General features: G+C 71.8%; 30 protein-coding genes. 17 read left to right on the forward strand and 13 right to left on the reverse strand.

Annotated features, from left to right (window positions below; genetic code table 11):
* Positions 1 to 5 precede the first annotated feature (5 nt).
* On the forward strand, positions 6 to 947 hold the full coding sequence (gene dapD / locus AB0C26_RS07825; protein WP_360243151.1) for a 2,3,4,5-tetrahydropyridine-2,6-dicarboxylate N-succinyltransferase: 942 nt from the start codon (positions 6 to 8) through the stop codon (positions 945 to 947).
* On the opposite strand, the gene AB0C26_RS07830 is transcribed toward dapD, so the two are convergent.
* Positions 944 to 1,756, reverse strand: a complete 813-nt coding sequence (locus AB0C26_RS07830; protein WP_360243643.1) for a LysR family transcriptional regulator ArgP — start codon at positions 1,754 to 1,756, stop codon at positions 944 to 946. The genes dapD and AB0C26_RS07830 overlap by 4 nt on opposite strands.
* 69 nt (positions 1,757 to 1,825) lie before the next feature.
* Between AB0C26_RS07830 and AB0C26_RS07835 the strand changes: the two genes are divergently transcribed.
* From AB0C26_RS07835 to AB0C26_RS07860, 6 genes are all read left to right on the forward strand, one after another.
* Positions 1,826 to 2,422, forward strand: coding sequence for a LysE/ArgO family amino acid transporter (locus AB0C26_RS07835; RefSeq protein WP_360243154.1), 597 nt, complete (start codon positions 1,826 to 1,828; stop codon positions 2,420 to 2,422).
* A 46-nt stretch (positions 2,423 to 2,468) separates the two neighbouring features.
* The gene (locus AB0C26_RS07840; RefSeq protein WP_360243157.1) at positions 2,469 to 3,521 is read left to right on the forward strand and encodes a MerR family transcriptional regulator; all 1,053 of its coding nucleotides are present in this window, start codon (positions 2,469 to 2,471) and stop codon (positions 3,519 to 3,521) included.
* 52 nt (positions 3,522 to 3,573) lie between these two features.
* Complete coding sequence (locus tag AB0C26_RS07845; protein WP_360243160.1) at positions 3,574 to 3,891, forward strand: metalloregulator ArsR/SmtB family transcription factor; 318 nt, start codon at positions 3,574 to 3,576, stop codon at positions 3,889 to 3,891.
* Complete coding sequence (locus tag AB0C26_RS07850; protein ID WP_360243163.1) at positions 3,888 to 4,268, forward strand: SRPBCC domain-containing protein; 381 nt, start codon at positions 3,888 to 3,890, stop codon at positions 4,266 to 4,268. Before AB0C26_RS07845 ends, AB0C26_RS07850 begins: the two co-directional genes overlap by 4 nt.
* An 88-nt stretch (positions 4,269 to 4,356) precedes the next feature.
* Positions 4,357 to 5,097: a methyltransferase gene (locus AB0C26_RS07855; protein WP_360243166.1), complete on the forward strand. Its 741-nt coding sequence runs from the start codon at positions 4,357 to 4,359 to the stop codon at positions 5,095 to 5,097.
* A 29-nt stretch (positions 5,098 to 5,126) separates the two neighbouring features.
* Entirely contained in the window at positions 5,127 to 5,834 is a 708-nt protein-coding gene (locus AB0C26_RS07860; RefSeq protein ID WP_360243169.1) for a carbon-nitrogen hydrolase family protein, read from the forward strand.
* Here the strand turns inward: AB0C26_RS07860 and AB0C26_RS07865 are convergent.
* On the reverse strand, positions 5,831 to 6,580 hold the full coding sequence (locus AB0C26_RS07865; RefSeq protein WP_360243172.1) for an SDR family oxidoreductase: 750 nt from the start codon (positions 6,578 to 6,580) through the stop codon (positions 5,831 to 5,833). The genes AB0C26_RS07860 and AB0C26_RS07865 overlap by 4 nt on opposite strands.
* A gap of 16 nt (positions 6,581 to 6,596) precedes the next feature.
* On the reverse strand, positions 6,597 to 7,319 hold the full coding sequence (locus AB0C26_RS07870) for a methyltransferase domain-containing protein (protein WP_360243175.1): 723 nt from the start codon (positions 7,317 to 7,319) through the stop codon (positions 6,597 to 6,599).
* Positions 7,320 to 7,350: 31 nt separating this feature from the next.
* On the opposite strand from AB0C26_RS07870, the gene AB0C26_RS07875 reads away from it, so the two are divergent.
* From AB0C26_RS07875 to AB0C26_RS07900, 6 genes are all read left to right on the forward strand, one after another.
* On the forward strand, positions 7,351 to 7,740 hold the full coding sequence (locus tag AB0C26_RS07875) for a RidA family protein (RefSeq protein ID WP_360243178.1): 390 nt from the start codon (positions 7,351 to 7,353) through the stop codon (positions 7,738 to 7,740).
* A gap of 431 nt (positions 7,741 to 8,171) precedes the next feature.
* Positions 8,172 to 8,651, forward strand: a complete 480-nt coding sequence (locus AB0C26_RS07880; protein WP_360243181.1) for a hypothetical protein — start codon at positions 8,172 to 8,174, stop codon at positions 8,649 to 8,651.
* Between the two features lie 65 nt (positions 8,652 to 8,716).
* Positions 8,717 to 9,190: a hypothetical protein gene (locus AB0C26_RS07885; protein WP_360243184.1), complete on the forward strand. Its 474-nt coding sequence runs from the start codon at positions 8,717 to 8,719 to the stop codon at positions 9,188 to 9,190.
* On the forward strand, positions 9,187 to 9,885 hold the full coding sequence (locus tag AB0C26_RS07890) for a hypothetical protein (protein ID WP_360243187.1): 699 nt from the start codon (positions 9,187 to 9,189) through the stop codon (positions 9,883 to 9,885). Before AB0C26_RS07885 ends, AB0C26_RS07890 begins: the two co-directional genes overlap by 4 nt.
* 420 nt (positions 9,886 to 10,305) lie before the next feature.
* Positions 10,306 to 10,959, forward strand: a complete 654-nt coding sequence (locus tag AB0C26_RS07895; RefSeq protein ID WP_360243190.1) for a hypothetical protein — start codon at positions 10,306 to 10,308, stop codon at positions 10,957 to 10,959.
* A gap of 36 nt (positions 10,960 to 10,995) precedes the next feature.
* Positions 10,996 to 11,991, forward strand: coding sequence for an SDR family oxidoreductase (locus tag AB0C26_RS07900; protein WP_360243193.1), 996 nt, complete (start codon positions 10,996 to 10,998; stop codon positions 11,989 to 11,991).
* Here AB0C26_RS07900 and AB0C26_RS07905 read toward each other — a convergent pair.
* The 6 genes from AB0C26_RS07905 to fdxA all read right to left on the reverse strand — a co-directional run bounded on the left by AB0C26_RS07905 (position 11,984) and on the right by fdxA (position 16,767).
* Positions 11,984 to 13,303 carry a DUF4407 domain-containing protein gene (locus AB0C26_RS07905; RefSeq protein WP_360243196.1) on the reverse strand — a complete coding sequence of 440 codons (1,320 nt, stop codon included), beginning with the start codon at positions 13,301 to 13,303 and terminating at the stop codon, positions 11,984 to 11,986. The two genes, AB0C26_RS07900 and AB0C26_RS07905, sit on opposite strands and share 8 nt — an antisense overlap.
* A 65-nt stretch (positions 13,304 to 13,368) precedes the next feature.
* Positions 13,369 to 14,004 carry an SIMPL domain-containing protein gene (locus AB0C26_RS07910; RefSeq protein ID WP_360243199.1) on the reverse strand — a complete coding sequence of 212 codons (636 nt, stop codon included), beginning with the start codon at positions 14,002 to 14,004 and terminating at the stop codon, positions 13,369 to 13,371.
* 10 nt (positions 14,005 to 14,014) lie between these two features.
* The gene (locus tag AB0C26_RS07915; protein ID WP_360243202.1) at positions 14,015 to 14,569 is read right to left on the reverse strand and encodes a hypothetical protein; all 555 of its coding nucleotides are present in this window, start codon (positions 14,567 to 14,569) and stop codon (positions 14,015 to 14,017) included.
* Positions 14,557 to 15,198, reverse strand: a complete 642-nt coding sequence (locus tag AB0C26_RS07920; RefSeq protein ID WP_360243205.1) for a hypothetical protein — start codon at positions 15,196 to 15,198, stop codon at positions 14,557 to 14,559. Before AB0C26_RS07920 ends, AB0C26_RS07915 begins: the two co-directional genes overlap by 13 nt.
* A 163-nt stretch (positions 15,199 to 15,361) precedes the next feature.
* Positions 15,362 to 16,453 carry a succinyldiaminopimelate transaminase gene (gene dapC, locus AB0C26_RS07925; RefSeq protein WP_360243208.1) on the reverse strand — a complete coding sequence of 364 codons (1,092 nt, stop codon included), beginning with the start codon at positions 16,451 to 16,453 and terminating at the stop codon, positions 15,362 to 15,364.
* Entirely contained in the window at positions 16,450 to 16,767 is a 318-nt protein-coding gene (gene fdxA / locus AB0C26_RS07930; protein WP_218854020.1) for a ferredoxin, read from the reverse strand. The genes dapC and fdxA overlap by 4 nt, the downstream gene beginning before the upstream one ends.
* 82 nt (positions 16,768 to 16,849) lie before the next feature.
* Here fdxA and AB0C26_RS07935 point away from each other — a divergent pair, with 82 nt between their 5' ends.
* The gene (locus AB0C26_RS07935; RefSeq protein WP_360243212.1) at positions 16,850 to 17,812 is read left to right on the forward strand and encodes a GNAT family N-acetyltransferase; all 963 of its coding nucleotides are present in this window, start codon (positions 16,850 to 16,852) and stop codon (positions 17,810 to 17,812) included.
* On the opposite strand, the gene AB0C26_RS07940 is transcribed toward AB0C26_RS07935, so the two are convergent.
* From AB0C26_RS07940 to mshB, 4 genes are all read right to left on the reverse strand, one after another.
* Entirely contained in the window at positions 17,809 to 18,279 is a 471-nt protein-coding gene (locus AB0C26_RS07940) for a hypothetical protein (protein ID WP_360243214.1), read from the reverse strand. The two genes, AB0C26_RS07935 and AB0C26_RS07940, sit on opposite strands and share 4 nt — an antisense overlap.
* Positions 18,276 to 19,922 (reverse strand): VanW family protein, encoded by a 1,647-nt coding sequence (locus tag AB0C26_RS07945; protein ID WP_360243217.1) that lies wholly within the window; start codon positions 19,920 to 19,922, stop codon positions 18,276 to 18,278. Before AB0C26_RS07945 ends, AB0C26_RS07940 begins: the two co-directional genes overlap by 4 nt.
* 602 nt (positions 19,923 to 20,524) lie before the next feature.
* Complete coding sequence (locus tag AB0C26_RS07950) at positions 20,525 to 21,043, reverse strand: hypothetical protein (protein WP_360243220.1); 519 nt, start codon at positions 21,041 to 21,043, stop codon at positions 20,525 to 20,527.
* 62 nt (positions 21,044 to 21,105) lie between these two features.
* Positions 21,106 to 22,011, reverse strand: a complete 906-nt coding sequence (mshB, locus tag AB0C26_RS07955) for an N-acetyl-1-D-myo-inositol-2-amino-2-deoxy-alpha-D-glucopyranoside deacetylase (RefSeq protein ID WP_360243223.1) — start codon at positions 22,009 to 22,011, stop codon at positions 21,106 to 21,108.
* A gap of 96 nt (positions 22,012 to 22,107) precedes the next feature.
* On the opposite strand from mshB, the gene AB0C26_RS07960 reads away from it, so the two are divergent.
* The 3 genes from AB0C26_RS07960 to AB0C26_RS07970 are packed head-to-tail and all read left to right on the forward strand — an operon-like array spanning position 22,108 to position 26,860.
* Entirely contained in the window at positions 22,108 to 23,931 is a 1,824-nt protein-coding gene (locus AB0C26_RS07960) for a prolyl oligopeptidase family serine peptidase (protein WP_360243226.1), read from the forward strand.
* A gap of 32 nt (positions 23,932 to 23,963) precedes the next feature.
* Entirely contained in the window at positions 23,964 to 25,400 is a 1,437-nt protein-coding gene (locus tag AB0C26_RS07965; protein WP_360243229.1) for a TldD/PmbA family protein, read from the forward strand.
* Positions 25,397 to 26,860, forward strand: a complete 1,464-nt coding sequence (locus AB0C26_RS07970; RefSeq protein WP_360243232.1) for a metallopeptidase TldD-related protein — start codon at positions 25,397 to 25,399, stop codon at positions 26,858 to 26,860. Before AB0C26_RS07965 ends, AB0C26_RS07970 begins: the two co-directional genes overlap by 4 nt.
* Positions 26,861 to 26,991 lie beyond the last annotated feature (131 nt).

Genomic DNA, 26,991 nt, shown 5'->3' on the forward strand with positions numbered 1-26,991 from the left:
CGGCCGTGGACAACGCGATCTCGACCTCCCCCGCCTGGGGCATCGGCCTCGCCACCGTGACCGCGGATGGCCAGGTCCTCGACACCTGGTACCCCTTCCTCGGACTGGGCGAGCTGCCGGCCGAGCCGGCGGTGCTGCCGGCCGGGCTGACCGGGCCCAAGGCGCTGCCCGGCCTGTCGACGGTCGAGGTGCGCACCACGATCGGCTCGCTGGCCGACCCGATCAAGGACGCCTCCGACGCCTACCTGCGGCTGCACCTGCTCTCGCACCGGCTGGTGGTTCCGAACGGGCTGAACCTCGACGGCGTCTTCGGCGCGCTGGCCAACGTGGCCTGGACCTCGGCCGGCCCCTGCCCGCCGGACCGGGTCGACGAGCTGCGCTTCATCGAGCGGGCGGCCGGCCGCCACCTGGCGGTGTACGGCGTCGACAAGTTCCCGCGGATGACCGACTACGTGACCCCGTCGGGCGTGCGGATCGCCGACGCCGACCGGGTGCGCCTCGGCGCCCACCTGGCCCCGGGCACGACGGTCATGCACGAGGGCTTCATCAACTTCAACGCCGGCACTCTGGGCACCTCGATGGTCGAGGGCCGGATCGTGCAGGGTGTCGTGGTCGGCGACGGCTCCGACATCGGCGGCGGGTCGTCCATCATGGGCACGCTCTCCGGCGGCGGCAAGGACAAGGTGCGCATCGGCGAGCGCAGCCTGATCGGCGCGAACGCGGGCATCGGCATCTCGCTCGGCGACGACTGCGTGGTGGAAGCGGGCGTCTACATCACGGCCGGCTCGAAGCTGACGCTGCCGGACGGCCGGGTGGTCAAGGCCCGCGAGCTCTCCGGCCTCGACAACCTGCTGTTCTGGCGCAACTCGGTGACGGGGGCGCTCGAGGCGCGGCCGCGCAAGGGTACGGGCATCGAGCTCAACGCCGCTCTGCACGCGAACGACTAGATCAGTGAGGTGGCGGCCGCCGTTTTGACGGCGGCCGTCAGGTCTTCCAGCACCTCTGATCCGATCCGCCAGTACTGCCAGTAGAGCGGCACGTCGAGGAACTTGCCTGGAAACAATTGGACATAGTGCCCGGCGGCGATCCCGCTTTCCGCGATCGACGAGGGCACCATCCCCCAGCCCAGCCCTAGCTTGATCGCCTCGACGAAGGCCGCCGCCGCTGGGACGTAATGGATTGGCATTTCCGACATATCGGTCTGGATGGACTCCAGGAACCGGTGCTGCAACTGATCTTTGCGGTTGTAGACGATCATCGCGGTCGTCCCGGGGCGGCCCACCGGCAAATACCGCATAGCACCCAAAGACTCGATCCGGCATCCCTGCACGGCCACATGATCGGCGGTCACGGCGGCCATCGCCGTCCCCGACCGCAGCAGGTCAGCGGTGTAATCCTGATCGTCGGTGTGCAGCTCGTACCGCTGGCCCGGCACCTCGGCCAGCGCCGGCAGGAACCAGGTCAGCAACGAGTCCGCGTTCACCACGATCGACACCCGGGTGCCGTCGCGGGCCTGGCTCAGCGCCTCCCGCTCCAGCAGCGCCACCTGCCCGGCGAACCGCACCAGAGCCTCACCGGCCGGCGTCGCCACGCACGGCTTGGCCCGCCGGAGGAGAACCTGACCCACCGAACGCTCCAGCGCCTTGATCCGCTGGCTCACCGCCGACGGCGTCACGTGCAGCTGGCGGGCCGCCGCCTCGAAGCTGCCCGAGTCGACAACTGCCTGGAACGTGGCCAACTGAGCGAAGTCCATGATTAGAGAATCTAATGCAACCTCAAAATCTTTAGCTTGAGTACGGGATGGAGCACTCCTACCGTCGAAAGCGTGCTCACCTCCGTTCTCGCCGGGTTCGCCGCGTCCGCCGTCCTGATCGTCGCCATCGGCGCCCAGAACGCCTTCGTCCTGCGCCAGGGCCTGCGCCGCGAGCACGTGCTCGCCGTCGTCCTGGTCTGCGCCCTCTCCGACCTCTTCCTGATCCTGGCCGGCATCGGCGGGCTCGGCGCCGTGGTCACCGCCCGCCCCGACATGGTCACGATCATCCGCTGGGTCGGGGCAGTCTTCCTGATCACGTACGCCGTACTGGCCGCCCGCCGTGCCCTCCGCCCGGCCGCCCTGAACCCGGCCGAACGCGCACCCGCCACCCTGGGCGCGACCCTGCTCACCTGCCTGGCCCTGACCTATCTGAACCCGCACGTCTACCTCGACACGGTGCTGCTGCTCGGCTCGGTCGCCCAGCAACATCCGCACCGCTGGCTCTTCGGCGCCGGCGCGGCCGCCGCGAGCCTGGTCTGGTTCACCGCGCTCGGCGCCGGCGCCCACCGCCTGGCCCCGCTGCTGGCCCGTCCCGCGGCCTGGCGGATTCTGGACGGCTTCATCGCCTTGGTGATGCTCGCGGTGGCGGTGACACTGGTGGCGGGTTGACCCTCGACCAGGTCGAGGCACCAGGTTCTCAGGGGTGCGAGGAGACATGCGGAGCATCGGCGAGGTGGCGCGGGCCAGTGGGCTCAGCATCAGCGCGCTGCGGTACTACGACGGCGCGGGCGTGCTCGTCCCGGCCGAGGTGGACCCGGCGACGGGCTATCGCCGCTACGCCGCCGAGCAGGTCCGGGCGGCGCGGCTGATCGCCGGCCTGCGCCGGGTCGGCCTGCCGGTGCCGGAGATCGCCGAGGCCGTCCGCGAGCTGCACCATCCCGATGCCGTGCGCCGGCGGCTGGCCGACCACCGCCGCCGGCTCGAGGACGGGCTGGCCGACGCGAAGCGTGAGCTCCTGCGCATCCACGCCCTGCTCGACCTGGAGGAGCATCTGATGACCCGCCTGACCCTGCCCGGCGCCGCGCTGGCCGCCACGATCGACGCCGTCCGGTTCGCCGCGTCGGCCGACCCGACGCTGCCCATGCTCGGCACCGTCCTGTTCGACGTCACCGGCGACGTGCTCACCCTGGTCGCCACCGACCGCTTCCGGATGGCCGTGGCGAGCGTCGCCGCCACCGTCGAGGGGCCGCCGGCCCGGGCCGTCCTGCCGCTCGACTTCCTCGACGCCGTGCGCCCTCGGCTGGTCAACGGCCCCGTCGTGGTCGATCTGGCCGCGGTCGACGTGCGGGTCGACCTGCCCGACGGCCGGACCATCGACGGCAAGCCGCTCGACCTGGACTTCCCTGACCATCGACGGCTGCTCGACGGCCTGGCCGACCCGAGTCGCCGGGCCACGATCGACACGGCCGCCCTGCGCGCGGCGGTGGCGACCGGCCCGGCGGCGACCCGGGAGCATGACGGCATGGCGTACGAGGTCACGGTCCTGGGTTTCGACCCCGACGGGGGCGTCCGTCCCGTCCCGGAAAGCGAGTGGGCGACGAACACGGGAAGCCACGTAGCCGTGAATCGGGAGTTCCTGCTGCAGGCTCTCGATGCCGGCAACGCCGGCCAGCTGATCCTCGAGCTGGACGGGCCCATCAAGCCCCTCGCCGTCCGAGTTCCCGGCGATGATTCCCGCTTCTCGATCCTGATGCCGGTGAGACGCTGAGCCGACTGGCGACGGCTTGACGTGTCGGAGATTTCCGACGCATTATGGGTGCGTGCCAGAGGTGGATGTCTTCGGGGCGCTGGCCAATCCGGTGCGCCGGGAGTTGCTGGAAGCGCTGCGTGACGGGCCGCTGCCCGCCGGGGAGCTGGCCGGGCGGTTCTCTTTGAGCCGGCCGGCCGTCTCCGAACATCTGGCGGTGCTGCGGCAGGCGCGGCTGGTCGTCGAGGAGCCGCGAGGCCGGCATCGCTACTACCACCTGGCCGCCGATCCGCTGGCCGAGGTGAGCGACTGGCTTCACCCGTTCGAGCGGTACTGGCGCGGGCGTCTGACCGCGCTGCGCGACTTCGTCGAGGGAGCGGAAGACCTGTGAGCAGCATCGAGTGCGACCAGTTCATCGCCCGGCCACCCGCTGCCGTGTGGCGGGCGCTGACCGAGCCCGCCCTGCTCGAGAAGTGGTGGGCGCCCGGCGACATCAAGCCGGTCGTCGGCCACCGCTTCACCCTCGACATGCGGGAGTGGGGACCGCAGTGGTGCGAGGTGCTGGAGGTGGAGCCGGAGAAGCTGCTGCGGTACACGTTCGCCGAGGGGGTCCTCGACACCACCATCACCTGGCGGCTGGAGCCGGAGGGCGGCGGAACGCGGCTTTTCCTGGTTCATGACGGCTTCGTGCCCGACTCGATGCCGCTGCACGGAATGGGCCGGGGCTGGCCGGGCCTGCTTCGCCGAGTCGAAGCCGCGGCGGTCTGAGCAGTTAACGACCGGTTAACCCGGATCTTGTTTTGAGCCATGTCACACCCCCTGCTTCGGACATAGGAAGAGTGGTTACCGTCGGGGTGTGCGCATCGGTCAGCGATACGAGGACACGGCCGGCCCGGCCGTCGGCGAGCGCGCTACCGGCTGGGAGTTCGCCTGGCTGGACGGGCGTCACGTCGGTTCGGAGCCGACCTGGTCGTACCCCACGATCGCCCGTGCTCTCCTGCGCGACGCCGGCTCGCTGCTCGATCTCGACACCGGCAGCGGCGAGCTGCTGGCCGAGCTGACCCCGCTCCCCCGGCACACCGTCGCGGTGGAGAGCTGGGCGCGCAACACCCCCGTCGCCCGGGACAGGCTGGCGCCGTTCGACGTGCCGGTGCTGACCGAACTTCCCGGCGGCGAGGACGAATTCGACGTGGTGCTGAGCCGGCATGGGCGGCTCCCCGCGTCCGACATCGTCCGACTGCTGCGGCCCGGCGGCCGCCTCCTCACCCAGCAGGTCGGCAGCGACGACCTGGCCGGGCTCAACCACGCGCTGGACGCGCCGCCGGCCCACCGCCAGCCCTGGAACGCCGACGTCGCGGTGGACGCGCTCAGCGCCGCCGGACTCGAAGTCACCGACGTGCGCGAGGAGCGCCCGCCGGTCACCTTCCACGACATCGGTGCCGTGATCCGCCAACTGCGCGACCTGCCCTGGCAGATCCGCGACTTCACCCCGAGCCGCTACTCCGAGGCTCTCGCCCGACTGGACACGTTCATCCGCCTGCACGGCGGGCTGACCGTGACCGCGCACCGTTTCCTCGTGCAAGCAGTACGTCCTTAGAACCGCATCCCCCACAGGAAGATCGCCCCATGCGCTCTCTGGTCATCGCCGTCGCCCAACCGCCGGTACACCCGCTCGACATCGCCGCCAACGTCACGCGGCACGCCTCCGCGGTTCGCGCGGCCGCCGCCCGCGTGGTGGTCTTCCCCGAGCTCTCGCTCACCGGGTACGACCTGGACGCGCCCCTGCTCAAGCCCGACGATCCGCGCCTGGCCCCGCTGGTGGATTCGTGTACCGCCACCGACACCGTCGCGCTGGTCGGCGCGCCGGTGCCGGGCCCGTACATCGCCATGCTGCGCGTCGACGCCGACGGCGTGCAGGTCGTCTACCGCAAGCAGTACCCGCACCACACCGAGGGCCGCTTCCTGGCCGGTGGCGGCCCGGAGGTCGTCGAGGTCGACGGCTGGCGCCTGGGCCTGGGCATCTGCCGCGACACCGGCATCGAGCAGCAGGCGGCCGACACGGCCGCGCTCGGCATCGACGCCTACGTGGCCGGTGTGGTCGACGAGCCCGCCGACGACGTCGTGCTGGCCGAGCGGGCGCGGCGGATCAGCACCACGTACGGCGTGTGGACCGCCATCGCCTCGTGCGCCGGCGCGAGCGGCCCGTCCTATCCGGCCACCGCCGGCCGCTCGGGCATCTGGCAGCCGGACGGCCTGGTCGCCGCCCGCACCGGCCGCGCCCCGGGTGAGATGGCCCGGGCCACGCTCTTCGCCGAGCAGCTGGCCCGCGTCTAGTCCAGAAACGCTCCGCAGCTGACGTTGATGCTGGCGCCCGTGATCGTGCGGGCCCAGTCCGACGCGGCGAAGACGGCCGCGTTCCCCACGTCCTCCAGGGTGGCGGCGCGGCCCAGCAGGGTGGTCGCGGTGATCATCTGGCGGATCTCCTCGGCCCCGGGCATGTCGTCCGGCAGCGACTCGGCGATGCCGGACGTGGCCAGCGTGACCACCCGGATGCCGTGCTCCCCCAACTCGGCCGCGAGCTGGCGGCGCAGCGCCTCGACGGCGGCGAACCCGGCCAGCAGGCCGCCGAGGCGGTGCATGCGGTTGGCCGCCTTGTCGCCCTCGCCGCCGAAGAACAGGATCACGCCCCGCTTGCGCGGGATCATGTGGCGGGCGGCGGCCCGCGTGGTCAGGAACTGCGAGCGCAGCGGCTTGGCCACCGGCGCCAGGTAGTCGTCGACGGCCATCTCGGCCAACGGGGTGCCCTGCACGTCGTACGTCGAGGTCACGTTCACCGAGATGTCGATCTGCCCGACCTCGGCCGCGTGCGCGTCGACCGCCGCCTCGTCCAGCGCGTCGAGCACGGCGGTCTCGGCCCGCCCGCCGGCCTCCCGGATCGCGCCGGCGACCCGGTCCAGGCGTGACGCCGTACGGCCGGCCAGAAAGACCCTGGCCCCTTGAGCCGCGAAAGCCCTGGCCATGGCTCCGCCGACGGAACCGCCACCGCCGTAGATGATCGCGTTCCGGTCGTTCAGCAGCATCTCCCGCTCCCGTCTTTCATCGCCGCGCCAGCACCAGGGTCGTGTGCAGGTCGAGGGTGATCGTGCCGCCGAAGCCGTCGATCGCCACGCGCAGATCGTCGAGCACGCGGCGCCGCATCGCCGGCGGGTGCCGCCGGAACGGCGAGAAGGTCTCGGTCAGGGCCAGATAGCCGTCGGTGCTGAGCCGCAGGTCCGCATGCCACTCAAGCTCCTCGACGCTCGGCCACACGCCGCAGCCGCGAACGTCCTCGGCGATCCAGTGGGCCGGCCGCATCGGCACGTCGCGGCCGGCCCGGTCGAAGACCTCACCGATGGCCACCGACTGGGCGGCGTCGGCGTAGCCGAACCGATGCCCGAAGACCGCCAGAACACCGCCGGGGGCCAGCGCGTCCGCGGCGCGGCGGTTGCGGGTCCCGGCATCCATCCAGTGCCAGGCCATCGCGCAGGCGAGCAGGGCCACGCCGCCGGCCGGAGGCGCCCACTGCTCGAAGGTGGTCTCGAGAATCTGGACGCCGGGGAACTTGGCGCGCAGGACGGCGGCCATACGCGGGTCGGGCTCGATCGCGGTGACGTCGTCGCACAGGCCGAGCAGCACCTCGGTGCCCTTGCCGGTGCCGGCGCCGATGTCCACGGCGCGGCCGTCCGGCGCCCGCTCGGCGATGGCCCGGCGCAGTTGTTCCGGATAGCCGGGGCGTACGTCGTCGTAGAGACCGGCCACCTCGCCGAAGACCAGAGCCATGGACCTGACCGTAGCGGCTAGGCTCGATCCCGTGCAGCACCATTTGCGGCCGGAGGGAACGCCGCCGACCAACGGATACAGCCACGCGGTCACCGTCACCGGCGCGCTGGTGCTGGTCTCGGGCCAGGTGCCGCTCGACGCGGACGGGCAGCTCGTGGGCCCGGGCGACGCGCTGGAACAGACGCGCCAGGTCTTCCGCAACGTCGCGGCGGCGCTGGCCGCCGCCGGAGCCTCGATGTCCGATGTGGTCAAGCTGACCGTCTTTCTGACGGACCTGGGCGATCTGGGAGCTTTCCGTACGGCCCGGGACGAGGTCATCGACCGTACGAAGCCGCCCGCGAGCTCGCTCGTCCAGGTGGCCGCTCTGGTCGATCCCGCCTTCAAAGTCGAGATCGAGGCCATCGCCGCGACAGAGGCATAGCCTGGAAGCCTCTTTCAGGTGACGCACTGGGAAAATAGCGTCACTCATTAGTGTCCAGGCGCACTTGCCGAGCGGCAAGTATCGCGATTTTGAACCCCCCTTTTCTCACATTACCGCGCCGTATCGGATCAGTGGATCTCAACTTTGGTTGATGCCGTGGCAGCCGGCTGATAGCGACTCGTTGTCACTGGTCACGGCGGTTCGGACGATCTCGGACGCAAGCCCGGAGCTTGAAGGCTCACGTTCCCGTCATCCTTGCGGGGTCAACGGAACGGCGATAGTCGCTTGTCTTCACGTGCGGAACAGCACGGGCGGAAGCACTATCGTTTCTCCGTACGGGTTCGGTCATCTTTGTCGCAGCGCCGGAACGCCGAGAGCACCGGCCACACCATTCACAAGCGATTAGTTGACCGTCCCAGGAGGACCCCGAAATGCGTAAGTTCACCAAGCGTTCCGCCGCCATCGTCGCCGGCGGGGTCATGGCCGTGGCCGGCGGAACCGCCGCCTTCGCCTACGCCCAGGGCTGGTTCAAGGGCAACGCCACCGCCTACGCGGCCTCCTCCACCATCGGGGACGTCACCGCCCAGGTCGACCTCACCGTGTCGCCGACCAACCGCCTCTACCCGAACAAGGCCGTCCCGGTCACCACGGCGACGATCACCAACCCGAACGACTACCCGGTCCGGATCACCGGCGCCACGGTTACCAACGTCTCTTCCAACAAGACGGGGTGCGGCACGAACGAGGCCAAGCTGAGCATCATCAACGTGCCGACTCTCGACCTGCCCCAGGGCACCCATAACAACCAGTCGCTGGGGTTCGTGAAGATGAGCGAATTCGCCGAGCCCGTCTGCGCCGGCGCGTCCTTCACGATCACCGCATCCCTCGTCGGTGAGATCGCCCCGCACTGATCGAGGGTGGGGTGAGCATCCGGCTCGCCCCACCTCACCCTTCGACGCGAGTGAGGCAGATCCCGATGGCTTGGCGGACCGCGGTCACCACCGCCGCGACACTCTTCACGGCCTGCGTCGTCGCGGCCTCGGGCCAGCAGGGCACGCCGACCGAGCAGGCAGTGCTGCTCAGCCACGGTGACCGTGACGGAGGCGGCAACGTCCGGTTCCTGCTGAGCGGCGAGTCGGTCACCGGCCTCTACCCCGGCGTGACCCGGAAGCTCAAGGTCACTGTGGCCAATCCCTTCGACTACCCGATCGCCCTGCGCGGTCTGGAAGGCCGGTTGGTCGGCACGGCGCGCCGCGACTGCCCGGCGGCAGCGACCAGCCTTCGTGTGGGTGGCTACAGCGGACGCCTACCGATCGTTCTTGAGCCCCACCACCGGACCACACTGCCCGGCGCGCTCCCGGTCACCATGCCGAGGAACGCCACCGCTAAGTGCGCCAACACCAGGTTCGCCATCGCTCTGACCGGCGTCGCGGGAAAGGTCGCCCGATGAGGAAGCGGCTCGGATACCTGCTGGCGACCGTGGTCGTCGGCGGCCTCGGCCTGGCCGGCACCATGGCGGCCAACGCCGAGTGGGTGATCAGCGGCAGCGGCCAGGTGAAGATGCGGGCGCCCGCCATGCCCCGCGGCACGACGCCCAGCGTGGACAAGCAGTCGTCGGGCGTCGTGGTCAGGTGGGACGCACAGGAGATCACGCGTGGTGTCCGGATGGATCACTACGTGGTCACCGCCCACAGCGCCGACCGTCCGGCCCGGCCGGACATCTCGCGGACCGTCGCCTCGACGGGGGAGGCGACCGAGTCGGTCACCTTCGACGCCGCCGACATGGCCGGTGGGCGCTGGTACTGGACGGTCGTTCCGCGCTTCGCGCGCTGGGCGGGCGACGAAAGTGGCAAGAGTGCCGAACTGACGTTCCCGGCGCCCGCGAAGAAAGCACCGCGGGCCGTCGCCGAAACCCCCGCCGCTGCCGCGCCCACACCCGTCGCGACTGTCGCGCCCACAGCTTCTACCGAGGCCGCCGTCGTTTCCGGCACCGCGCCGGCGGCCGTTTCGCGGTCGAGTCCGACGGCCGGGCCCACGCCCGGTGACTCGCCGCCATCCACCAGCGGGACGACCCCTTCGGAGCAGCCACCGAAACCGGTCGAGCCGTCCGCCAGCGACTCGGCACCGGCGGACATTCCTGAATAGGTGGGGAAATGATCGAGCCCCCGGCGGGGTCCCGCGCCGGGGGCTCGATCGATTTAGCCGGGGCCTCGATTAGCCCGGTCGAATTAGTCCGTTCGACGCGATCTGGGCGATGCTCCGAGAACGCGACATCCATTCGTACCGGGCGGGGTGCCGTGGATTTGCTTTTTTGGTTTTCGCTGCTAGGGCCGCGTCCGCGCCGATAATGGCCACTCTGAACGAAAGCCCAGGTCAGCGCGGCCGCGCTCGTTTGTCACGGGGGTTCCCCCGACCGGGTTAGGCCGGACAGGCGGGCTTGTGCGATTTATGCGCGCACATCGGCGGACGGAATCCCGATCACATGACCCGGCGTCGTCGGCGACCGTTGTACAAACAGTAAACACCGGCCGTCGAGGAGGAGCGCGCGAACATGGAGGCACCGTCATGATGCGGCGTGAAGTCCTCACTCGGCTGCGTGAAGGCGGCAACCGCGACCGCGGCAGGAACGGCAACCGGACCGGTGACATGCACATCGAGCTCGAGACGGCCGACCACGAGGAGCCGACGTGGGAGGTGCGCAGCCCGGGCGACGTCCGCCGCGGCGCCAAGCTGGACCGGCGTACCCGGACCATCCTGAGTGTCGCGGCGGTCGCCGCGGTCGTGGTCAACGCGGGTGCGGCCTGGGCCTACTGGCAGATCACCGGGTCCGAGACGCGGCCCGTCTCCGACGCCGGGCCGGTCGAGCTGGCCCTGCGCGGGCGGTCCGACCTGAACGTGCCGCTGCGGCGCGGGGACAGCGGGAATCTGACCGTCACCGTCACCAATGACACCGGCTACCCCATCCGGATCACCGCGGTCGGCCCGGGCACCGGCAACATCGTCGCCGACCCCGAGCACCGCGACGCCGGCTGCACCGGTGCCGCCGTCGTGTTCACCCGGCCCCGGTTCGACGTGACCTGGGAGGTGGAGCAGAACGCCGTCCGCGCGTTCGCCGTCACCACGGCCCTCAGCATGAACCGGAACGCCGCGGCCGCGTGCGAGGGGGCGATCTTCACCGTGCCGGTACAGGCCTCCGGCGTACGCCAGACGTCGGATTGAGGTTTCCTCGGGCCGTTATCGCGGAACCTGCACCTCATGACAAGGATCTCCGTAGTGACCGGCGCGAGCGGCGGCATCGGCCGGGCGGTGGCCCGCCGGCTGGCGACGCGCGGCGACGCGGTCGCTCTGCTGGCGCGCGGATCGGACGGCCTGGCCGCGGCCGCCGAGGACGTGCGCCGCGCCGGCGGCACCCCGCTGCCGCTGGAAGTGGACATGGCCGACTTCGCCGCGGTCGACGAGGCGGCCGGCCGGATCGAGAAGGAGCTCGGCCCGATCGACCTGTGGGTGAACAACGCGTTCAGCTCGGTGTTCGCCCGTTTCGCGGACATCGGCATGGACGAGTTCACCCGCACCACCGAGGTGACCTACCTCGGCTACGTGTACGGCACGAAGGCCGCGCTGACCCGCATGTGGCCGCGCGACCGCGGCACGATCGTGCAGGTCGGGTCGGCCTTGTCCTACCGCGGCATCCCGCTGCAGACCGCCTACTGCGGGGCCAAGCACGCCATCCAGGGCTTCAACGAGGCGCTGCGGGTGGAGCTGCTGCACGACAAGAGCAACGTGCACACGACGATGGTGCTGATGCCCGCCGTGAACACGCCGCAGTTCCGCTGGGTGCTGTCCCGGCTGCCCCGCCAGGCCCAGCCGGTGCCGCCGATCTACCAGCCCGAGGTGGCGGCCAAGGCCGTCCTGTACGCGGCCGAGCACCCGAAGCGCCGCGAATACTGGGTGGGCGGCTCCACAGCGGGGACGATGATCGCCAACGCGGTCGCGCCCGGTGTCCTCGACCGCTACCTGGCCAAGACCGGCTTCGACAGCCAGCAGACCGACGAGAAGCGCCCGGCCGACGAGCCGGCCAACCTGTGGGATCCGGCCGATGGCCGGGGCGAGCCGGACGCGGGCGCGCACGGCGATTTCGACGACCAGGCCAAGTCCCGCAGCGCCCAGCTCTGGCTGTCGCAGCACCACGGCCTGATCGCGGCCGGGCTGGCCGGCGCCGCCCTGGTCTGGGCGGCGAACAAGCTCAGATAGCGCGGATGTTGCGGCGGTGGCGGCCGTCGTGCTCCCGCTCCGCGTGCAGGAGTTCGCTGCGCAGCGCACGGTGGTGCTTGCCGTCGTGCGCGGCCAGTTCCTCGACCTCGGCCGGCACCACGACCGAGTGGCGCAGCACCTCGCCGGCCCGCTCGGCCGAGGTGCGGGCCACCTCCTCGTCGTGGGTGGCGGCCTCGATGCTCTCGGCCACGACCTTCGCCATCGCCTCGCCGTAGGTGCGGGCGTCCTGGATGCCGCGCTCGTGCAGGAGGGTGGCCTCGTGCTCGTGCCGGCGGGCGACCCGGGCCTCGTTGCGCTCGTACGCGTTGCCCTTGGAGGCGAACTTGAGCCCGACGGCCGCGCAGTCCAGCGCCACCAGCAGCAGCATGATGCCGATGTAGAAGACGCCGACGCCCCAGAAGTCGGTGGTCACGAGGTGCCACATGGCGGCGGTGCGGGCGCCGAAGCCGGCGTTGTCGCGCACCGACTCGGTGTTCAGGGCCCGCTGCTCGCCGATCCGCCGGGTCAGCTCCACCTGCTCGGCGTTGCGGGCCTCGCGGGCCGCGCGCTGCGTGTCGAGCAGCGTCCCGGCCTGCTTGTCGAGCGTGGCCGCCTCGACGTCGAGCGACCGTGAGCGCTTGACCAGGGAGTCGCAGTAGCCGCCGCTCGGGCAGCCGGCGGCCCGGGACACGCCGTTGCCGGCCGAGTCGGCGAGGGCCTGGTCGTAGAGGTCGCGGGCGTCGTGCCGTTTCTGGGCGGCCCGGTCGGTCAGGTCGCGCACGGCGGCGTCATCGGCGGCCGTCTCCCGCTTGAGTTCGCCCAGCCGTACGACGTACGTACCAATAACTCCGCTTTTGTCCATCTGACTGAGCTGCTGGTTGTGCACCTCGTTGAGCCGGGCGTCGATCTCGCCCTGATAGCGGGACAGCATCAACGGCTCGGTGATGAGCACGGCGAACAGCAGCGCCAGGCCGAGCCGGCCCGCGTAGAGGCCGATCGTGGGCCGCTTCAGGAAGTGCTGGGGATCGGTGGAGTCGAGCCGTTCGTAGCTGATCGACACCCGGCCCACCACGGCCCGGTCGTACGCGACCACTCCCGCCGCGACCATCGGGCCGACCAGCCAGCGGTACCAGGGATGCTGGTAGTTGGAGCCGGCGTCGATGAAAGCGGCGCCACCGAGCGTGGCGTACACGAAGTAGAGAAGAATGAAAGCACCGATCGCGGAGTAGAGAACCCGGTCGGTGTGTGTGGTCACGCTGTCCGGGTTGACGTTCGCGACCCGCAGCAGGACGTCTCCGCGGCCCTTCGGCATGTCGACCAGTCTTACCGAAAAGGGTGGTTCTCCGGACGGTTTTCGCGATAGCGGACAACTTGCTGCTAGGCCGAGAGGTCGGGCTCGGTGATCGTCACCCGGACCGTGACCGCCGCCTGCACGGTCTGCCGCTGCGGGTCCAGCTCGAACCCGCGGTCGGGGTCACTCGCCATGTCGAAGCCGACGCTCTGGGCCCGCATCATCACCGGGCCGCCGCCCACACCCTCGTCGGCGATCTGGACCAGCCGGTCGACCCGGGCGCCGACCGCCGCCGCATACTCCCTCGCGCGAGCCAGCGCGTCGGCGATCGCCTCGCGCCGCACCTCACCGCCGGCCTTGCTGCCCGGACGCAGCTGCCACCACGGCCCGGACACGGTCGCGAACTCGAGCCCGGCCAGCCGCAGCAGGAGGGCGCCCAGCGCGTCGAAATCGGTCACGGTCACCCGGGTGTCGACATTTCCCGTATACGCCACGACGCGCTCACTGCCGCGCTTGAGCTCCGGGAACACCTGCACCGCGCCGGTCTCGCTGTCCTCCCGCTCGAGCACGGCCCGCAGCGCGGCCGAGCGCTCGAGCAGCCGGCTGACCACGGTCTCGCGGTCGCGGTCGCGGGCCGAAACGGTCACGGAGATGACTGCCTGCTCGGGCGGCACCTCGCGGAACGCCTCGCCGCGGACCACGATCGTCGGTTGCTCGCTCATGGACGAAACGCTACCCGGACAGCCGCTGAAGGTCGGTGGCCCAGTCGGCGGCCCGGCGCACGGAAAGATCGACCCGGTCGGCCAGGCGGCGGAGATCTCCCGCGTACGCCAGCAGCCCGGCGGCCGCGGTCTCGTCGGCCTCGATCGCGGCCCCGACGAACCGGCCGGTCAGGTCGGCGCCGAGATGACCCAGATCGGCGAAGTACGCGACATTGCCCGCCCGGGCGGGGCCGAGCCACCGGGAGATCGCGGTCTCCATGAGCGACAGAACCGGCGCGGCCCGGCCCGCGACCGCCCGCAGCAGTTCGATGATCCGCTCGACGCCGGGGCCGAGCCGGCCCAGCAGCCCGTCGACAGCCGTGATGGCCTCGCCGACCTGGGCCGGCAGATCCGGCACGACGGCCGGCCAGACGCCGTCGGCCCGCAGCAGGAGCCGGGATCGCTCGATCAGATCCCGCACCGACTCGGCGAGCTGCTGCCACGCGTCGCTCAGCCGCCCGGCCGCCTCCTGGAGCAACTCGGTGGCCGCACGGAAGGCGCCGTCGGCGGCCATCAGCTCCGCCACACGCCGAGGGTGTCGTCGCGGCCCCGCGCCAGCTCGGTGAGGGCGTCACGCGCGTCGGCGACAAGCCGTTCGGTATCGCCGGGAGTGGGCCGTCGCGGGCCGGCCTCGGCGCGCTCGATCCGCCCGCCGCGCACATGCAGCCGGAACAGACCTCGCGGGCCGGCGACGACCCGGGGCGCCTGCCGCTCCCGCATCCGCTTGCCGGCCTCGTCGATCAGCCGGTACGCCTCGGCGATCCGCCCTCGCGCGGCATCGAGAAAGTCGGCCGCGTCCGGCGACGGCAGATCCGGCAATGGCGTCAGCGTGCCGATGGTGTCGGGCTTTTGCGGGGTGCCGTTGCGGCGCCTCAGCAGTGGCACCAATGCCGCTTTCATGCGGGCCGATTCCAGGGCCTCGATCAGGCCGGCGGCCACGTCGTCCGAGCCCAGGGCATCCCACCAGCCGGGCCGTAGTCCGATGTCGACGAACCGGCCCACCGAGTCGACCACCGCCCACGCGGTGCCCGTCCGGTCCGGGCCGGTGATCCGCTGGGCGTGGCTCGGCGACGACTCGACATCGGACACGAACCGCCGCGCGTCGGCGAGGCGGGCATCGCTATCCGTTTTGCGTGCGTGGACGAAAGAGTTCACCGGCGCTCCCCCGATCTCCGGCTGCCACCGAGAGTAGCGCACAACCCGGCCGCCATTCGACCCCGCGAATCCCCGCCCCGGGACTTGATCAGCGGTTTCGACGATCTCAGGTACGGATCAGGGGAGTGATCCGGTTATCACGATCAGCGACGGCGAGCGGTGATCAGGTGAGACGGGCGACGGCCGCCGCGACCCGCTCGTCGGTGGCGGTCAGCGCGATCCGGACGTACTTGTCCGCCGCCGGCCCATAGAAAGCGCCCGGAGCGGCCAGGATGCCCCGCTCGGCGAGCCAGTCGACGGTCTGCCAGCTGTCCTCGCCCCGAGTCGACCACAGGTAGAGGCCCGCCTCGGAGTGGCTGATCTCGAAACCGGCTTTCGCCAGCGCCGTACGCAGGGTGTCGCGGCGCGCGCCGTAGAGGTCGCGCTGGGCCGCCACGTGCGTCTCGTCGCCCAGGGCCGCGATCATGGCCGCCTGCACGGGCGCCGGAACGATCATGCCGGCGTGTTTACGGACCGCGAGGAGCTCGCCGATCAGGGCGGGGTCGCCGCCGACGAACCCGGCCCGGTATCCCGCCAGGTTGGACCGCTTGGAGAGCGAGTGCACGGCGATCACGCCGGTGTAGTCGCCGCCGGTCACCGCGTCGTCGAGCACCGAGACCGGCTGCGTCTCCCAGCCCAGGGACAGGTAGCACTCGTCGCTGGCGACCACGGCGCCGCGCTCGCGCGCCCAGTCGACGACCTTGCGCAGGTGCTCGGCCGGCAGGACCCTGCCGGTCGGGTTGGACGGCGAGTTGATCCAGACCAGCTTGACGCGCGGGGTGGGCCCGACCGCGGTCAGCGAGTCGGACCGGATCACCGTCGCGCCGGCCAGCCGGACCCCCACCTCGTACGTCGGATAGCAGACCGACGGGATCACCACGACGTCACCCGGGCCGACCCCGAGCAGGGTCGGCAGCCAGGCCACGAGCTCCTTGGAGCCGATCGTGGGCAGCACGCCCAGCGGGCCCGACGCGTGGCACGCGCGGGCCAGCCAGTCACCGATCGCCGCCCGCAGCGCCGGGGTGCCGGCGGTCAACGGGTACCCCGGAGCGTCCGACGCCTCCGCGAGGGCGCGCCGGATCAGCTCGGGAACCGGGTCGACCGGGGTGCCGACCGAGAGGTCGACAATCCCGTCGGGGTGAGCGGCGGCCTTGGCCTTGGCGGGCTCCAGGAGATCCCAGGGAAAGTCCGGCAGGGCCGCCGAAAGCGCGCTCAAGCCTTCGGCGGGAGGGCGACGATGAACGGCGAGTCCTTGTCGATCTTGCCGACCTTGGCCGCGCCACCGGGCGAGCCGAGGTCCTCGAAGAACTCGTAGTTCGCGTTCGTGTAGTCCTTCCACTGCTCCGGGACGTCATCCTCGTAGAAGATCGCCTCGACCGGGCAGACCGGCTCACACGCCCCGCAGTCGACGCACTCATCGGGGTGGATGTAGAGCATCCGGTTGCCCTCGTAGATGCAGTCGACGGGGCATTCCTCGATGCATGCCTTGTCGAGCACATCGACGCACGGCTCAGCGATGATGTAGGTCACGGGTCTTTCCCTCCAAAGCCTCGCACGGCTCACCGCCGGCGACAGTTGCAGAGCCTAGTATCTCCGCCGGAGGAGGTGACACGTGCTCCGTCGGCAGGATGTGGGACACCGGGTGGTGGTACGCCGAATTGTAGGCGTTACCCCGGACCGGACGCTCTACACGGATGCCCTGGGCGAGCTGGTCGACCTCACGGACACCGATCTCACCATCGCCACCGACAAGGGCACCGTCAAGGTGCCCCTGCGCGAGGTGCACCGGGCCAAGCGGGTGCCGCCCGCCCGCCGCCCGCCGGCCCGTGACGTCATCGACCTGGAACTCGCCGCGAACGCCGCCTGGCCGGCCCCGGTGCAGGCCCGGCTCGGCAGCTGGATCCTGCGCGCGGCCGGCAACTGGACCGGCCGGGCCAATTCCGCGCTGGCCGTGGGCGACCCCGACCGCACGCTCGAGGCGGCGATCGACGCCGTGACCGAGTGGTACACCGCGCACGGCCAGCGGCCGCTGATCAACGCGCCGATGCCGCTCGCGGCCCCGGTCAACGCGGCCCTGGACGCCCGCGGATGGACGGCGCGGCCGCTCACCCTCGTACAGACGGCCCTGCTCACGCCCTTGATCTCCCGCCTGGAGGCCCGCACCGACCTGCCACCGGTCGAGTTGGCCGACACCCCCGGCGACGACTGGTACGCCATGGTGGCCGAGCACAAGGGCACGCTGCCGGCGGCCGCGGCGCACATCCTGACCGGGCCCGACGAGGTCGTGTTCGCCCAGGTCCGGGACGGCGACGGCGAGCTGCTGGCGGTCGCCCGGGGCGCGGTCACCGACCCGGGCCGCCGGCTGGGCGTCTCGCTGCTGCAGACGGCCCCGGCCGCTCGCCGCCGCGGTCTCGCCCAGCACGTGGTGCGCGGCCTGGCCCAGTGGGCCACGCAGCACAACGCGACCCGCGCCTACCTTCAGGTCGAGGAGCGCAACACGGCCGCGGTGACGTTGTACGGCCGGATCGGCTTCACGACCCACCACACGTACCTGACGCGCGAAGCGCCGCTCTAGCGACGGACGACCCGGCGCGGTTTCGCCCGGCGGGTCTCGCTGTAGGCCTTCAGCGACCGCGACCGGTAGTCCTTGCCCAGCATCATGGCCACCCAGTACCCGACGAGCGTGCCCGCGATCGCGAAGCCGCCGTAGAGCCAGACCTGCGAGAAGAAGTTGCCGGCGCCGCCCGAGAACGGCTGCCCGCCGCTGATGAACGGTCCAACCAGGATGGTCAGCAGCAGGCCGCCGACGGCGCCGAACACCAGGTCGGGCAGAAGCCACTCGGAGGGCCGGCGGCGCTGCGACACGATGAAGGTGTAGACCGCGAGGACCAGGCCGATCAGGGCGAACATGGTGATCGAGGCGCGGTTCTCGGCGACGTCGTCGCCGTCGAACACGAACCGCGTGAGCAGCCGGGCCACCACGTTTATCGCGAACAGACCGACCGCCAGCGCGGCGGCCGGGAACCAGCGCTGCTGCCTCATTCTTCCTCCCCGCACACGAATCGTGGTTCGGGATCGTAGCGCCAGGTGAACTTCTTGCGCTCGATCTCCCGGCCATCTTTGCGGATGACGCGCCATGCGTCCTGGGTGAAACCTGGGAGTCCGCTGCTAGTTAGGCACCGGGGCCCGTCCTCGCGGTGCACGGTGGGTGGACTGGTCCGATTGCGCCGCGGCCCGTACACGGTCTTCACGCTGTCGTAGACCTTGGTGCCCCACATCGAGACGGTCACGGAACGGCCCGTGGTCGCGGTGTCGACGAGGATCCCGTACGGCGTGGTGTTCTTGAACCTGAGATCGAGGGCGGGATAGAAGATCGTCGACTCGATGACGGCCGGGTAGCGCGAGAAGTAGAACGAGTGCGGCTTGTGCTCGACGTCCTCGAGACCCGCGTAGTAGGCGGCGTTGAACAGAGTCGTCGTGAATTGGGAGGCCCCACCGGCGACGCCCGGCTCGAGCACCCCGTTGACGATCACGGGCGCGTCCTTGTACCCGTTGTGGTAGCCGCGCTCACCGGTGTGCCCGTTGAGGGAGAACGTCTCGCCCGGCCTGACCACGGCGCCGTCGACCGCCTTGGCGATCGTGATGATGTTCTGGCTGCGCGGCGACTTCGCGCCCCCGGTGAAGTACGTGGTGAAGGTCGACACCCGCTCCTTGATCCCGAGCCCGGCCAGCTCGGCGTCGGTGCCACTGGCCGGCGTGTCCACGAGGGTCGCGGTGGTCGCGCGCGGCGCCGGCTTCGGCAGCACGGCGAGCAGCTCGCCGCCGAGCGCGACGGCTTTGCCCGGCGTACTCGCGACGACCTTCGGAGCTCCACCGGCCAGCGAGATCTTGGCCTGCTGGGCGGGCGTCTCGGCCTTGGCGAACTCCCCGGCGGCCGCGGCCCGCAGTTTCGCCGCATCGATGGCCGGCGTCAGCCGCCCATCGGCATCCGAGCGGAAGACCAGCCCCTTCGCGATCGCCGCCGGCGCCAGCTGAAACCTCACAGCGCCCACGGCCACGGTCACCGGCGCCGCCACCGCGGGCCTGGCCAGACCGGCGATCAGCTCATCGACCTGCGCTTTGGTGGTCACCGGGGTCCGCTCGACAAGCGGCACCACGGCCAGATCCCCCAGGGGCCAAGCCTCACGCACCCTGGCGGCCGCGACCCGCCGGTCAAGGTCAAGACCGGCTTGGGGGTACGTGGCCACGGGCGCGACACCGGCGAAGGAGAGGCCCGGCCGCTTCATGGTGACCCGCCCGGCCGGGACCTGCTTCCTGAGCACCGCCTCGAGCTTCCGCTCGTCGACCCGGACGACGGCCGCGATCTCCCTGGTCCCGAAGAACCACGGCCCACTGCCGGCCGCCGCGTCGACAGTCGCCGGAACGTCGATGGCAAGCCCCACCGCCGCCGGCTGAAGGGTCACCGCTATGCCATCGACCGCGACCCGTGCCGGCCGCTTGGCCCGCGCCTGCGCCTCAGCGCTGATCAGGCGCTCGGCTTCAGCCCGCGACGTGGCCCCGAGATCAATCCCGAACACCTGGGTTCCGCGCGGGATGTCCCCGGCCGTGACATAGGCCCCGCCGCCGGCCGCCCCCAGGCCGAGCACAGCGACGAGACCACCCGCGACCAGCCAACGAGCCTTCACCCGCGGCCGAGCCGCCACGGGCACGTCAGCAGGCGCCGGCGCAGCAGCGGGCGCCGGCGCAGGAGCGGGCGCGGGCCCAGCAGCCGGCACGGGCTCAGCAGCGGGCACGGGCTCAGCAGCGGGCGCGGGCTCTGGCCCAGTAGCCGGCGCGGACGCAGCAGCCGGCGCGGACCCAGTAGCCGGCGCAGACGCACTAGCCAGCGCGGACCCAGCAGCGGGCGCGGGCACAGCAGCAGCCGGCGCGGGCACAGCAGCGGGAGCGGGCGCGGACGCAGCTGGCGCAGGCCCAGCAGCGGCAGAACCCGCGACCGCGGACGGAGTTTCCGGGCTGGATGGCACGCGCGCTCACCTCACCGTCGGGCGCGGGAAGCCCCGCGAATCGGCCGGCCACGATATCAGCCGATCTCGATTCGCTCATCCGTCACATGCCCGCGCACACGCCCAACGCCCAACGCCCGCCCTCCCAGGGGGAGCCCCCGTCGGTCAGTATGGCGAAAAGTCGCAAGATCGTGCTGGTGGCCTGTGGATAAGGCGCGGGGCTGTGGAGAACGCGCGAATGATCGGCGGAAATGGCCTGACCAGGATCGCGTGCGGTGGGTGGTTCAGGGAAGGGTGCGCTTCAAGATCAAGCGATAGGAGTACACCGCGTACGTCAGGCTGCCGACCAGGATCATCACCAGGGCGATCCAGTTCTCGCCGCCGAGCAGGTAGTCGCCCTCGCTTGTGCGCACGCCGGCCGCGAGCAGCATCATCAGCGTCCACAGGGCCCAGGGCGGCCCGAGCGCCCACTTGCGGCGCGTGGTCGTGACGGCGAACCAGGCGATGCCGTAGTTCAGCACCGCGGCCAGCACCACCGACAGGCCGAGCAGTGGGCCGCCGCCGGAGCCGATCGCGTCGCCGCGCCACACCGACACCAGGTCGCCCGCGCGCAGCGTGGTCAGCAGCAGCTCGAACACGCCGCTCACGAACGACGCCAGGATGGCGACGACCAGGCCGCCCCACCGGATCAGCGACTCGTAGCCGGCCCACGGCTGGCGTTTCGGTGCGACCTCGATGGTGGGCCGCTCGCCGGACGCGACGTCGGCCGTCGTCTCGTCGCCGTCCGTCTGTGATGCGCTCACCGCGGTCTCCTCGTCCGAAGCGGCACGGGCCATCGGGACGCGGGCGCCCGTGTCCGCCCGGCTCATCGGGCCGAGCCCTCCGAGGCCGTGGCTGACTGCTCGAGGCCCAGGCCGCTGAACAGGTCGCTCTCCCAGCCGTGGGGGCCCTCGCCGGGTCCGCGCTCGCCCTTGGCGATCGTGTAGTACTCCACGCCCATGAACTCGCCGCCGAAGTCGCCGGCGATGCCGTAGAGCCAGGAGTTGTCGGGGATCTGGGTGGCGTGCGCGCGCATCGCCGCCACTTTCTGCTGGTAGTAGTCAGTGCCGTCGATCCGCGCGGCGATCTCGTCGTCGGGGTGGCCGAACGGCAGGTCCTCCACGCGCTCGACGTCGGCGAACGGGTTGTCGGAGAGCTCGCGGAACGCTTCCATGCCGTCGCGCAGGACGCTGAGCGGCATCGCGGTCCAGTAGATCTTCTCCGGGCCGTCGTCGCCGGCCAGCTCGGCCGCCCGCATGGCCACCCGGTGGGCCTGGATGTGGTCGGGATGACCGTAGAAGCCGTTCGGGTCGTACGTGATCATGACCTGCGGCCGGATCTCGCGGATGATCTCGAGGAGCAGCCCGGCCGCCTCGTCGAGATCGGCCTGCCAGAACGCGCGCGGGTTGTCGTTGGTGGGCAGGCCCATCATCCCGGAGTCGCGGTAGCGCCCGGCGCCGCCGAGGAAGCGGTGGTCGGTCACCCCCAGCGCGGCGCAGGCGCGCTCGAGCTCGACGATGCGGTAGCCGCCGAGCTGGTCGGCCTGAGCGGCCTCGAGCTGCGCGAGTGCGGGTACGTGGATCTCACCCTCCTCGCCGAGAGTGCAGGTCACGAGCGTCACGTGGGCGCCGGACGCCACGTAGTGGGCCATGGTGGCGCCGGTGCCGGTGACCTCGTCGTCGGGGTGGGCGTGCACCAGCAGCAGCCGGCGTGCGGGCAGGGCGTCAGTCACGGGCGCAACTCTACGCGGGACCGCGGCGGAGGTTTCGCGATGCCGGGCTGCCGGTTTGGGGCGCGCGGAGGCATTGTGATCAGCGATGCTGTCCAGGTGGACTACCCCGGACTCGCGGAGCGCACCGGTCACTTCCGCTACGGCGCGCCGCACGCGGTGACGGTCGGCGGGGACGGCGCACGGGTGGCTTTCCTGCGCTCGTCGGGGCCGGAGGATCCGTACGGCAATCTCTGGGTCCTGAATGTGGCGACCGCCACCGAGACGCTGGTCTCGGCGAAACCCGTGACCTCGTACGCCGTCGATCGTGACTGCCGGACGGCGGCCTTCGCGTTCGAGGGCCGGCTCTGCCGGGCCGACCTGGTCAGCGGCGAGGTGACCGCCGTGCCGGCCGAGGGGCCGGTCGAGGATCCCCGGCCCGATCCCGAGGGTCGCCGCATCGGCTACGTGACCTGGCGGGACGGGGCGGCCTCGCTGCGGGTGGCCGGTCCCGAGGGCGATCGGCTGCTGGCCGGCGAGCCGGACAGCGCCTGGCGTGAGCACGGCGGATCCATCTCCTGGGGCGTACCCGACGACGCGGCCCGCCGGTTCGGCCGGCGGCGTGGCTGGTGGTGGGCGCCGGACGGCAACCAGATCCTCGCCGCGCGCACGGCCGCCTCGACCAGCCTGCACCTGCTCGACCTGGACTACGGCTGGGTCGACGTGCATTGGGACCGGGAGACTTATCCGTACGTGGTCAACGTGCGCTGGGCCGACAGCGGCGGCCCGCTGATCACCGTGCTGCGCCGCCTGCAGCAGCACGGCCTGGTGCTGGCGATCGATCCGCGTACCGGGGAGACGCAGGTGCACGCCGAGCTGGCCGACGCGCGCTGGGTCGAGCCGGTCACCGGCACGCCCCGGCACCTGCCCGACGGCCGGGTGCTGGTCGGCGGCGAGCTGGCCCACGACGGCTTCGACGCGCGCTGCCTGTTCGCCGACGGCAGCCTGCTGACGCCGCCCGGCCTCTACGTCCGGCGGGTCGTCGGCTCGGTGCCCCGCCCGGGCGGGCCGTCGGGGGCGCCCGATCTGATCGTCGAGGGCACCGAGGGCGACCCGTGGAGTCAGGACGTCTTCCGCGTGCGTACGTCTCTGGGCGGCGGTGGCGCCGAGGCCAAGAAGATCACCTCGGCCCCCGGCTGGCATCGGGCCGAGGCCGGCGGCGACGTCCTGGTCGTCGACGGCGAGGTGTGGCGCGGCGAGGCTCACGTCTCCACCCTGCGCACGCTGGCCGCGACGCCGCCCGCCGCGAACCCGCCGATTCTCGAGCGGGTGACCGACCGGCGGCTGCCGGCCGCGGTGCGGTACCCGGCGGCCTTCGTCAGCGGCACCCGCCTGCCGGTGCTGGTCACGCTCGGCGACGGCCCCGGACGGCAGCAGGTGGTGCACGACCCGCTGACCTGGCCCGAGAAGCAGTGGTGGGCCGACGCCGGCTTCGCCGTCGTCACGATCGACGGCCGGGGTACGCCGGGTGTGGCGCCCAGTTTCGAGAAGGTCGTGCACCGCCGGCTCGTCGACGTCTCGCTGGCCGATCAGGTGGACGCCTTGTTCGCGCTGGTCGGCAAGCATCCCGACCTCGACCTGTCGACCGTGGCCGTGCGCGGCGCCGGACTCGGCGGGTGGCTGGCGGCGATGGCTGTGCTGCGCCGGCCCGACATCTTCCATCGCGGCGTGGCCCGTTCGCCGGTGCTCGACTGGCACGACCTGCCGGCCCCCTTCGCCGAGCGCTACCTGGGCGACCGGCACGACTCGGCCGACGTCTACGCCCACCACAGCCTGCGCGGCGCCGAGCCCACCGACTCTCTGCTGGTCGTGGGGGCCACCCTGCCGGGTTTCGCGGCTGTGGAGTCGGCCACGCTCGAAGAGGAGCTGGCGTTCCTGCGCTGAAGTTTGTCGTACCCGTCCCCTAGGGTCGGTTCATGAGCCACTTCGATGAGGCGGCCACGGCGGTGCAAGCCGCTCTGGACGCCGGCGCCCGTTACGCCGACTGTCGCGTCATGCTGCGGCGCACCGAGTCGATGACCGCCCGCGACGGCGACGTGGAGGAGCTCGGTTCGGGCGAGAGCGCCGGCCTGGGCGTCCGGGCTCTGGTCGGCTCCAGCTGGGGCTTCTTCGCGGTGCCCGACCTGTCCGAGTCCGCGGCCCGCGCCGCCGGCCGCCGCGCGGCTCAGATCGCCACGGCCAGCGCCACGGTCCCCGGCCCGCCGGTCGAGCTGGTGCCGGGCGACCCGGTCGAGGCCAGCTGGGCCAGCGGGTGCGAGATCGACCCGCTCGGCGTCGGGCTGTCCACCAAGGGCGACCTGCTGGTGAACGCGACCGCGGCGGCCAAGCAGGCGGGCGCCGACCTGGCCGAGGGCATCTACCAGATCTGGGACACGCGGAAGTGGTTCGTCTCCAGCGACGGCCACCGCATCGACCAGCACATCCGCGAGTGCGGCGCCGGCGTCACCGCGAGCGCCTACGGTGACGGCGAGATCCAGCGCCGCTCCTGGCCGTCGCATCGGGGGCAGTACGGCACGAGCGGCTGGGAACTGGTCGACAGCCTCGACCTGGTGGGCCACGCGCCGCGCATGGCCGAGGAGGCCCGCGCCCTGCTCACCGCGCCGCTGTGCCCGTCCGGCGAGACCACCCTGGTGCTCGGCGGCGAGCAGCTGGCGCTGCAGATCCACGAGTCGGTGGGGCACGCCATCGAGCTCGACCGCATCCTCGGCTGGGAGGCGGCGTTCGCCGGTACGAGTTGGCTCGACCTCAAGCAGCTGGGCTCGCTGCGCTACGGCTCCGAGCTGATGAACATCACCATCGACCCGGGCATCCCGGGCGCGCTGGGCAGCTTCGGGTTCGACGACGAGGGCACACCGGCGACCAAGCGCGACGCGGTGCGCGACGGCATCTGGGTGGGCGTGCTGGCCGGGCGCGACTCGGCCGCGGTGGCCGGCCTCGACTACGCGGGCAGCGTCCGGTCCGACGGCTGGGCCCGGCTGCCGATGGTCCGGATGACCAATGTGGGCCTGGAGCCGGGCCCGCACACGCTCGACGAGATCATCGCGGCCACCGACGACGGCGTCTTCATGGACATCAACCGGTCCTGGTCGATCGACGACCGGCGGCTCAACTTCCAGTTCGGCTGCGAGATCGGCTACGAGATCAAGAACGGCAAGCTCGGCCGCATGCTGCGTAACCCGACCTACACCGGCATCGGCCCAAAGTTCTGGCAGTCGATGGACATGCTCTCCTCCGAGAGCATCGCCTGGGGCACGCCCAACTGCGGCAAGGGCCAGCCCGGCCAGGTGGGTCACACCGGCCATCCGGCCGCTCCGGCCCGGTTCACCAACGTGCGTGTGGGGGTGCGGGGATGACCGCCGACATCGTCCGGACGGGCGCCGAGCTCGAGCTCGCGGCCCGTGTCATCGAGCTGGTCCGCGAGGTCGCGGGCCCGGCCGCCGAGGCCGAGGTGACGGTGCGCCACGACGCCGAGGCGCTGACCCGGTTCGCCAACTCGGCCATCCATCAGAACGTGGCCGAGGCGACCACCACCATCCGGCTCCGCCTCCACCTGGACGGCCGTTCGGCGAGCAGCTCGACCACGGTGCTCGAGCCGGCCGGCCTGCGCGGGCTGGTCGAGCGCACGGTGACGGCGGCCCGGCTGAGCCCGCCCGACACGACGTGGCCGGGCCTCACCCCGCCGTCGCCGCTGCACGGCTCGGCCGGCCATCACGGCTCGGGCCCGCGGTCGGGTCTCGACTTCGGCTTCGACGAGGCGACCGCCCGGGCCACGCCGGCCGAGCGGGCCGAGCGGGTGCGCGATTTCGTCCGGGCGGCGGGCGGGCTCGAAACAGCCGGTTATTGCCGTACGACGTACACGTCGGCCGCCTTCGCCAACAGCGCCGGGCAGGCGGTCGAGGGCCGCACGGCCGAGGCGGCGATGGACGGCATCGCCCGCCTCGACGGCGCCGACGGGGTGGCCCGGCTGGCCGGTGGACGCCTGGCCGGCCTGGACGGGGCGGCGCTGGGCGCGCGGGCGGCGGCCAAGGCGAGGGCGGCGCGGAACCCGGTCGAACTGCCGCCGGGCCGGTACGAGGTGGTGCTCGAGCCCGAGGCGGTGGCCGACCTGCTCGACAACTTCGCGCTCTTCGGCTTCAACGGCCGGGCGTTCGCCCAGAAACAATCGTTCGCCGAGCTCGGGGCCGACCAGTTCGACCCGGCCGTGACCATCGTGGACGAGCCGCTGGGCAGCCGCTCGGAGCCGGCCCCGGGCCTGCCGTTCGACGTCGAGGGCACGCCCCGCGAGTCGCTGGTGCTGGTACGCGACGGCGTGACGAAGGCCGTGACACACGACCGCGCCTCGGCCGCCGACGCGGGCACGACCTCCACCGGCCACGCGTCGCCGACCTCCCGCTCGTGGGGCCCGATGGCCACCCACATGCGACTCGAGGCGGCCCCACCCGCGACCGAGCCGGAGATGCCCCCGGCGGGTCCCGACAGCCCGATCGCGGAATCGGCCCGCCCGCTGGTGTCCCGCATGGAGCGCGGCCTGCTGATCACCGACTTCTGGTACACGCGGGTCCTCGACCAGAAAGCCCTGATCATCACCGGCCTGACCCGCAACGGCGTCTGGCTGATCGAGAACGGCGAGGTGGTGGCCCCGGTGAGCAACATGCGCTTCACCCAGTCCTACCCGCAGGCCCTGTCCCCCGGCGCGGTCCGAGGCATCGGCAGCGAGTCACTGCTGCTGCCCGACCGCTGGTCCGGCACCCGCTACGCGGCCCCCGCCCTCCACCTGGCCAGCTGGAACCTCACCGGCAACGCCTCCGGCTGACCCCCACCCCCGCCCCGCCCACCCGGCCTCCTCCCCCGCCCCGCCCACCCGGCCTCCTCCCTCGGCCGGGCGGGCGCTGGGGGCGGGTCGGCGCTGGGCCGGGCGGGCGCTGGGCGGGGTCGGAGCATTGA

It is taken from the genome of Actinoplanes sp. NPDC048796 (genome assembly GCF_040650035.1).
Lineage (GTDB): Bacteria > Actinomycetota > Actinomycetes > Mycobacteriales > Micromonosporaceae > Actinoplanes.

Excerpts from the sequence above, each read along its gene's own strand:
- AB0C26_RS07910 (WP_360243199.1), bottom strand. The coding sequence starts at position 14,004 with ATGAGCGAGCAACCGACGATCGTGGTCCGCGGCGAGGCGTTCCGCGAG.
- AB0C26_RS07895 (WP_360243190.1), top strand. The coding sequence starts at position 10,306 with ATGATGCGGCGTGAAGTCCTCACTCGGCTGCGTGAAGGCGGCAACCGC.
- AB0C26_RS07885 (WP_360243184.1), top strand. The coding sequence starts at position 8,717 with ATGGCTTGGCGGACCGCGGTCACCACCGCCGCGACACTCTTCACGGCC.
- AB0C26_RS07890 (WP_360243187.1), top strand. The coding sequence starts at position 9,187 with ATGAGGAAGCGGCTCGGATACCTGCTGGCGACCGTGGTCGTCGGCGGC.
- AB0C26_RS07860 (WP_360243169.1), top strand. The coding sequence starts at position 5,127 with ATGCGCTCTCTGGTCATCGCCGTCGCCCAACCGCCGGTACACCCGCTC.
- AB0C26_RS07965 (WP_360243229.1), top strand. The coding sequence starts at position 23,964 with ATGAGCCACTTCGATGAGGCGGCCACGGCGGTGCAAGCCGCTCTGGAC.
- AB0C26_RS07840 (WP_360243157.1), top strand. The coding sequence starts at position 2,469 with ATGCGGAGCATCGGCGAGGTGGCGCGGGCCAGTGGGCTCAGCATCAGC.
- AB0C26_RS07940 (WP_360243214.1), bottom strand. The coding sequence starts at position 18,279 with ATGAGGCAGCAGCGCTGGTTCCCGGCCGCCGCGCTGGCGGTCGGTCTG.
- AB0C26_RS07865 (WP_360243172.1), bottom strand. The coding sequence starts at position 6,580 with ATGCTGCTGAACGACCGGAACGCGATCATCTACGGCGGTGGCGGTTCC.
- AB0C26_RS07970 (WP_360243232.1), top strand. The coding sequence starts at position 25,397 with ATGACCGCCGACATCGTCCGGACGGGCGCCGAGCTCGAGCTCGCGGCC.
- AB0C26_RS07900 (WP_360243193.1), top strand. The coding sequence starts at position 10,996 with ATGACAAGGATCTCCGTAGTGACCGGCGCGAGCGGCGGCATCGGCCGG.
- AB0C26_RS07880 (WP_360243181.1), top strand. The coding sequence starts at position 8,172 with ATGCGTAAGTTCACCAAGCGTTCCGCCGCCATCGTCGCCGGCGGGGTC.
- AB0C26_RS07870 (WP_360243175.1), bottom strand. The coding sequence starts at position 7,319 with ATGGCTCTGGTCTTCGGCGAGGTGGCCGGTCTCTACGACGACGTACGC.
- AB0C26_RS07905 (WP_360243196.1), bottom strand. The coding sequence starts at position 13,303 with ATGCCGAAGGGCCGCGGAGACGTCCTGCTGCGGGTCGCGAACGTCAAC.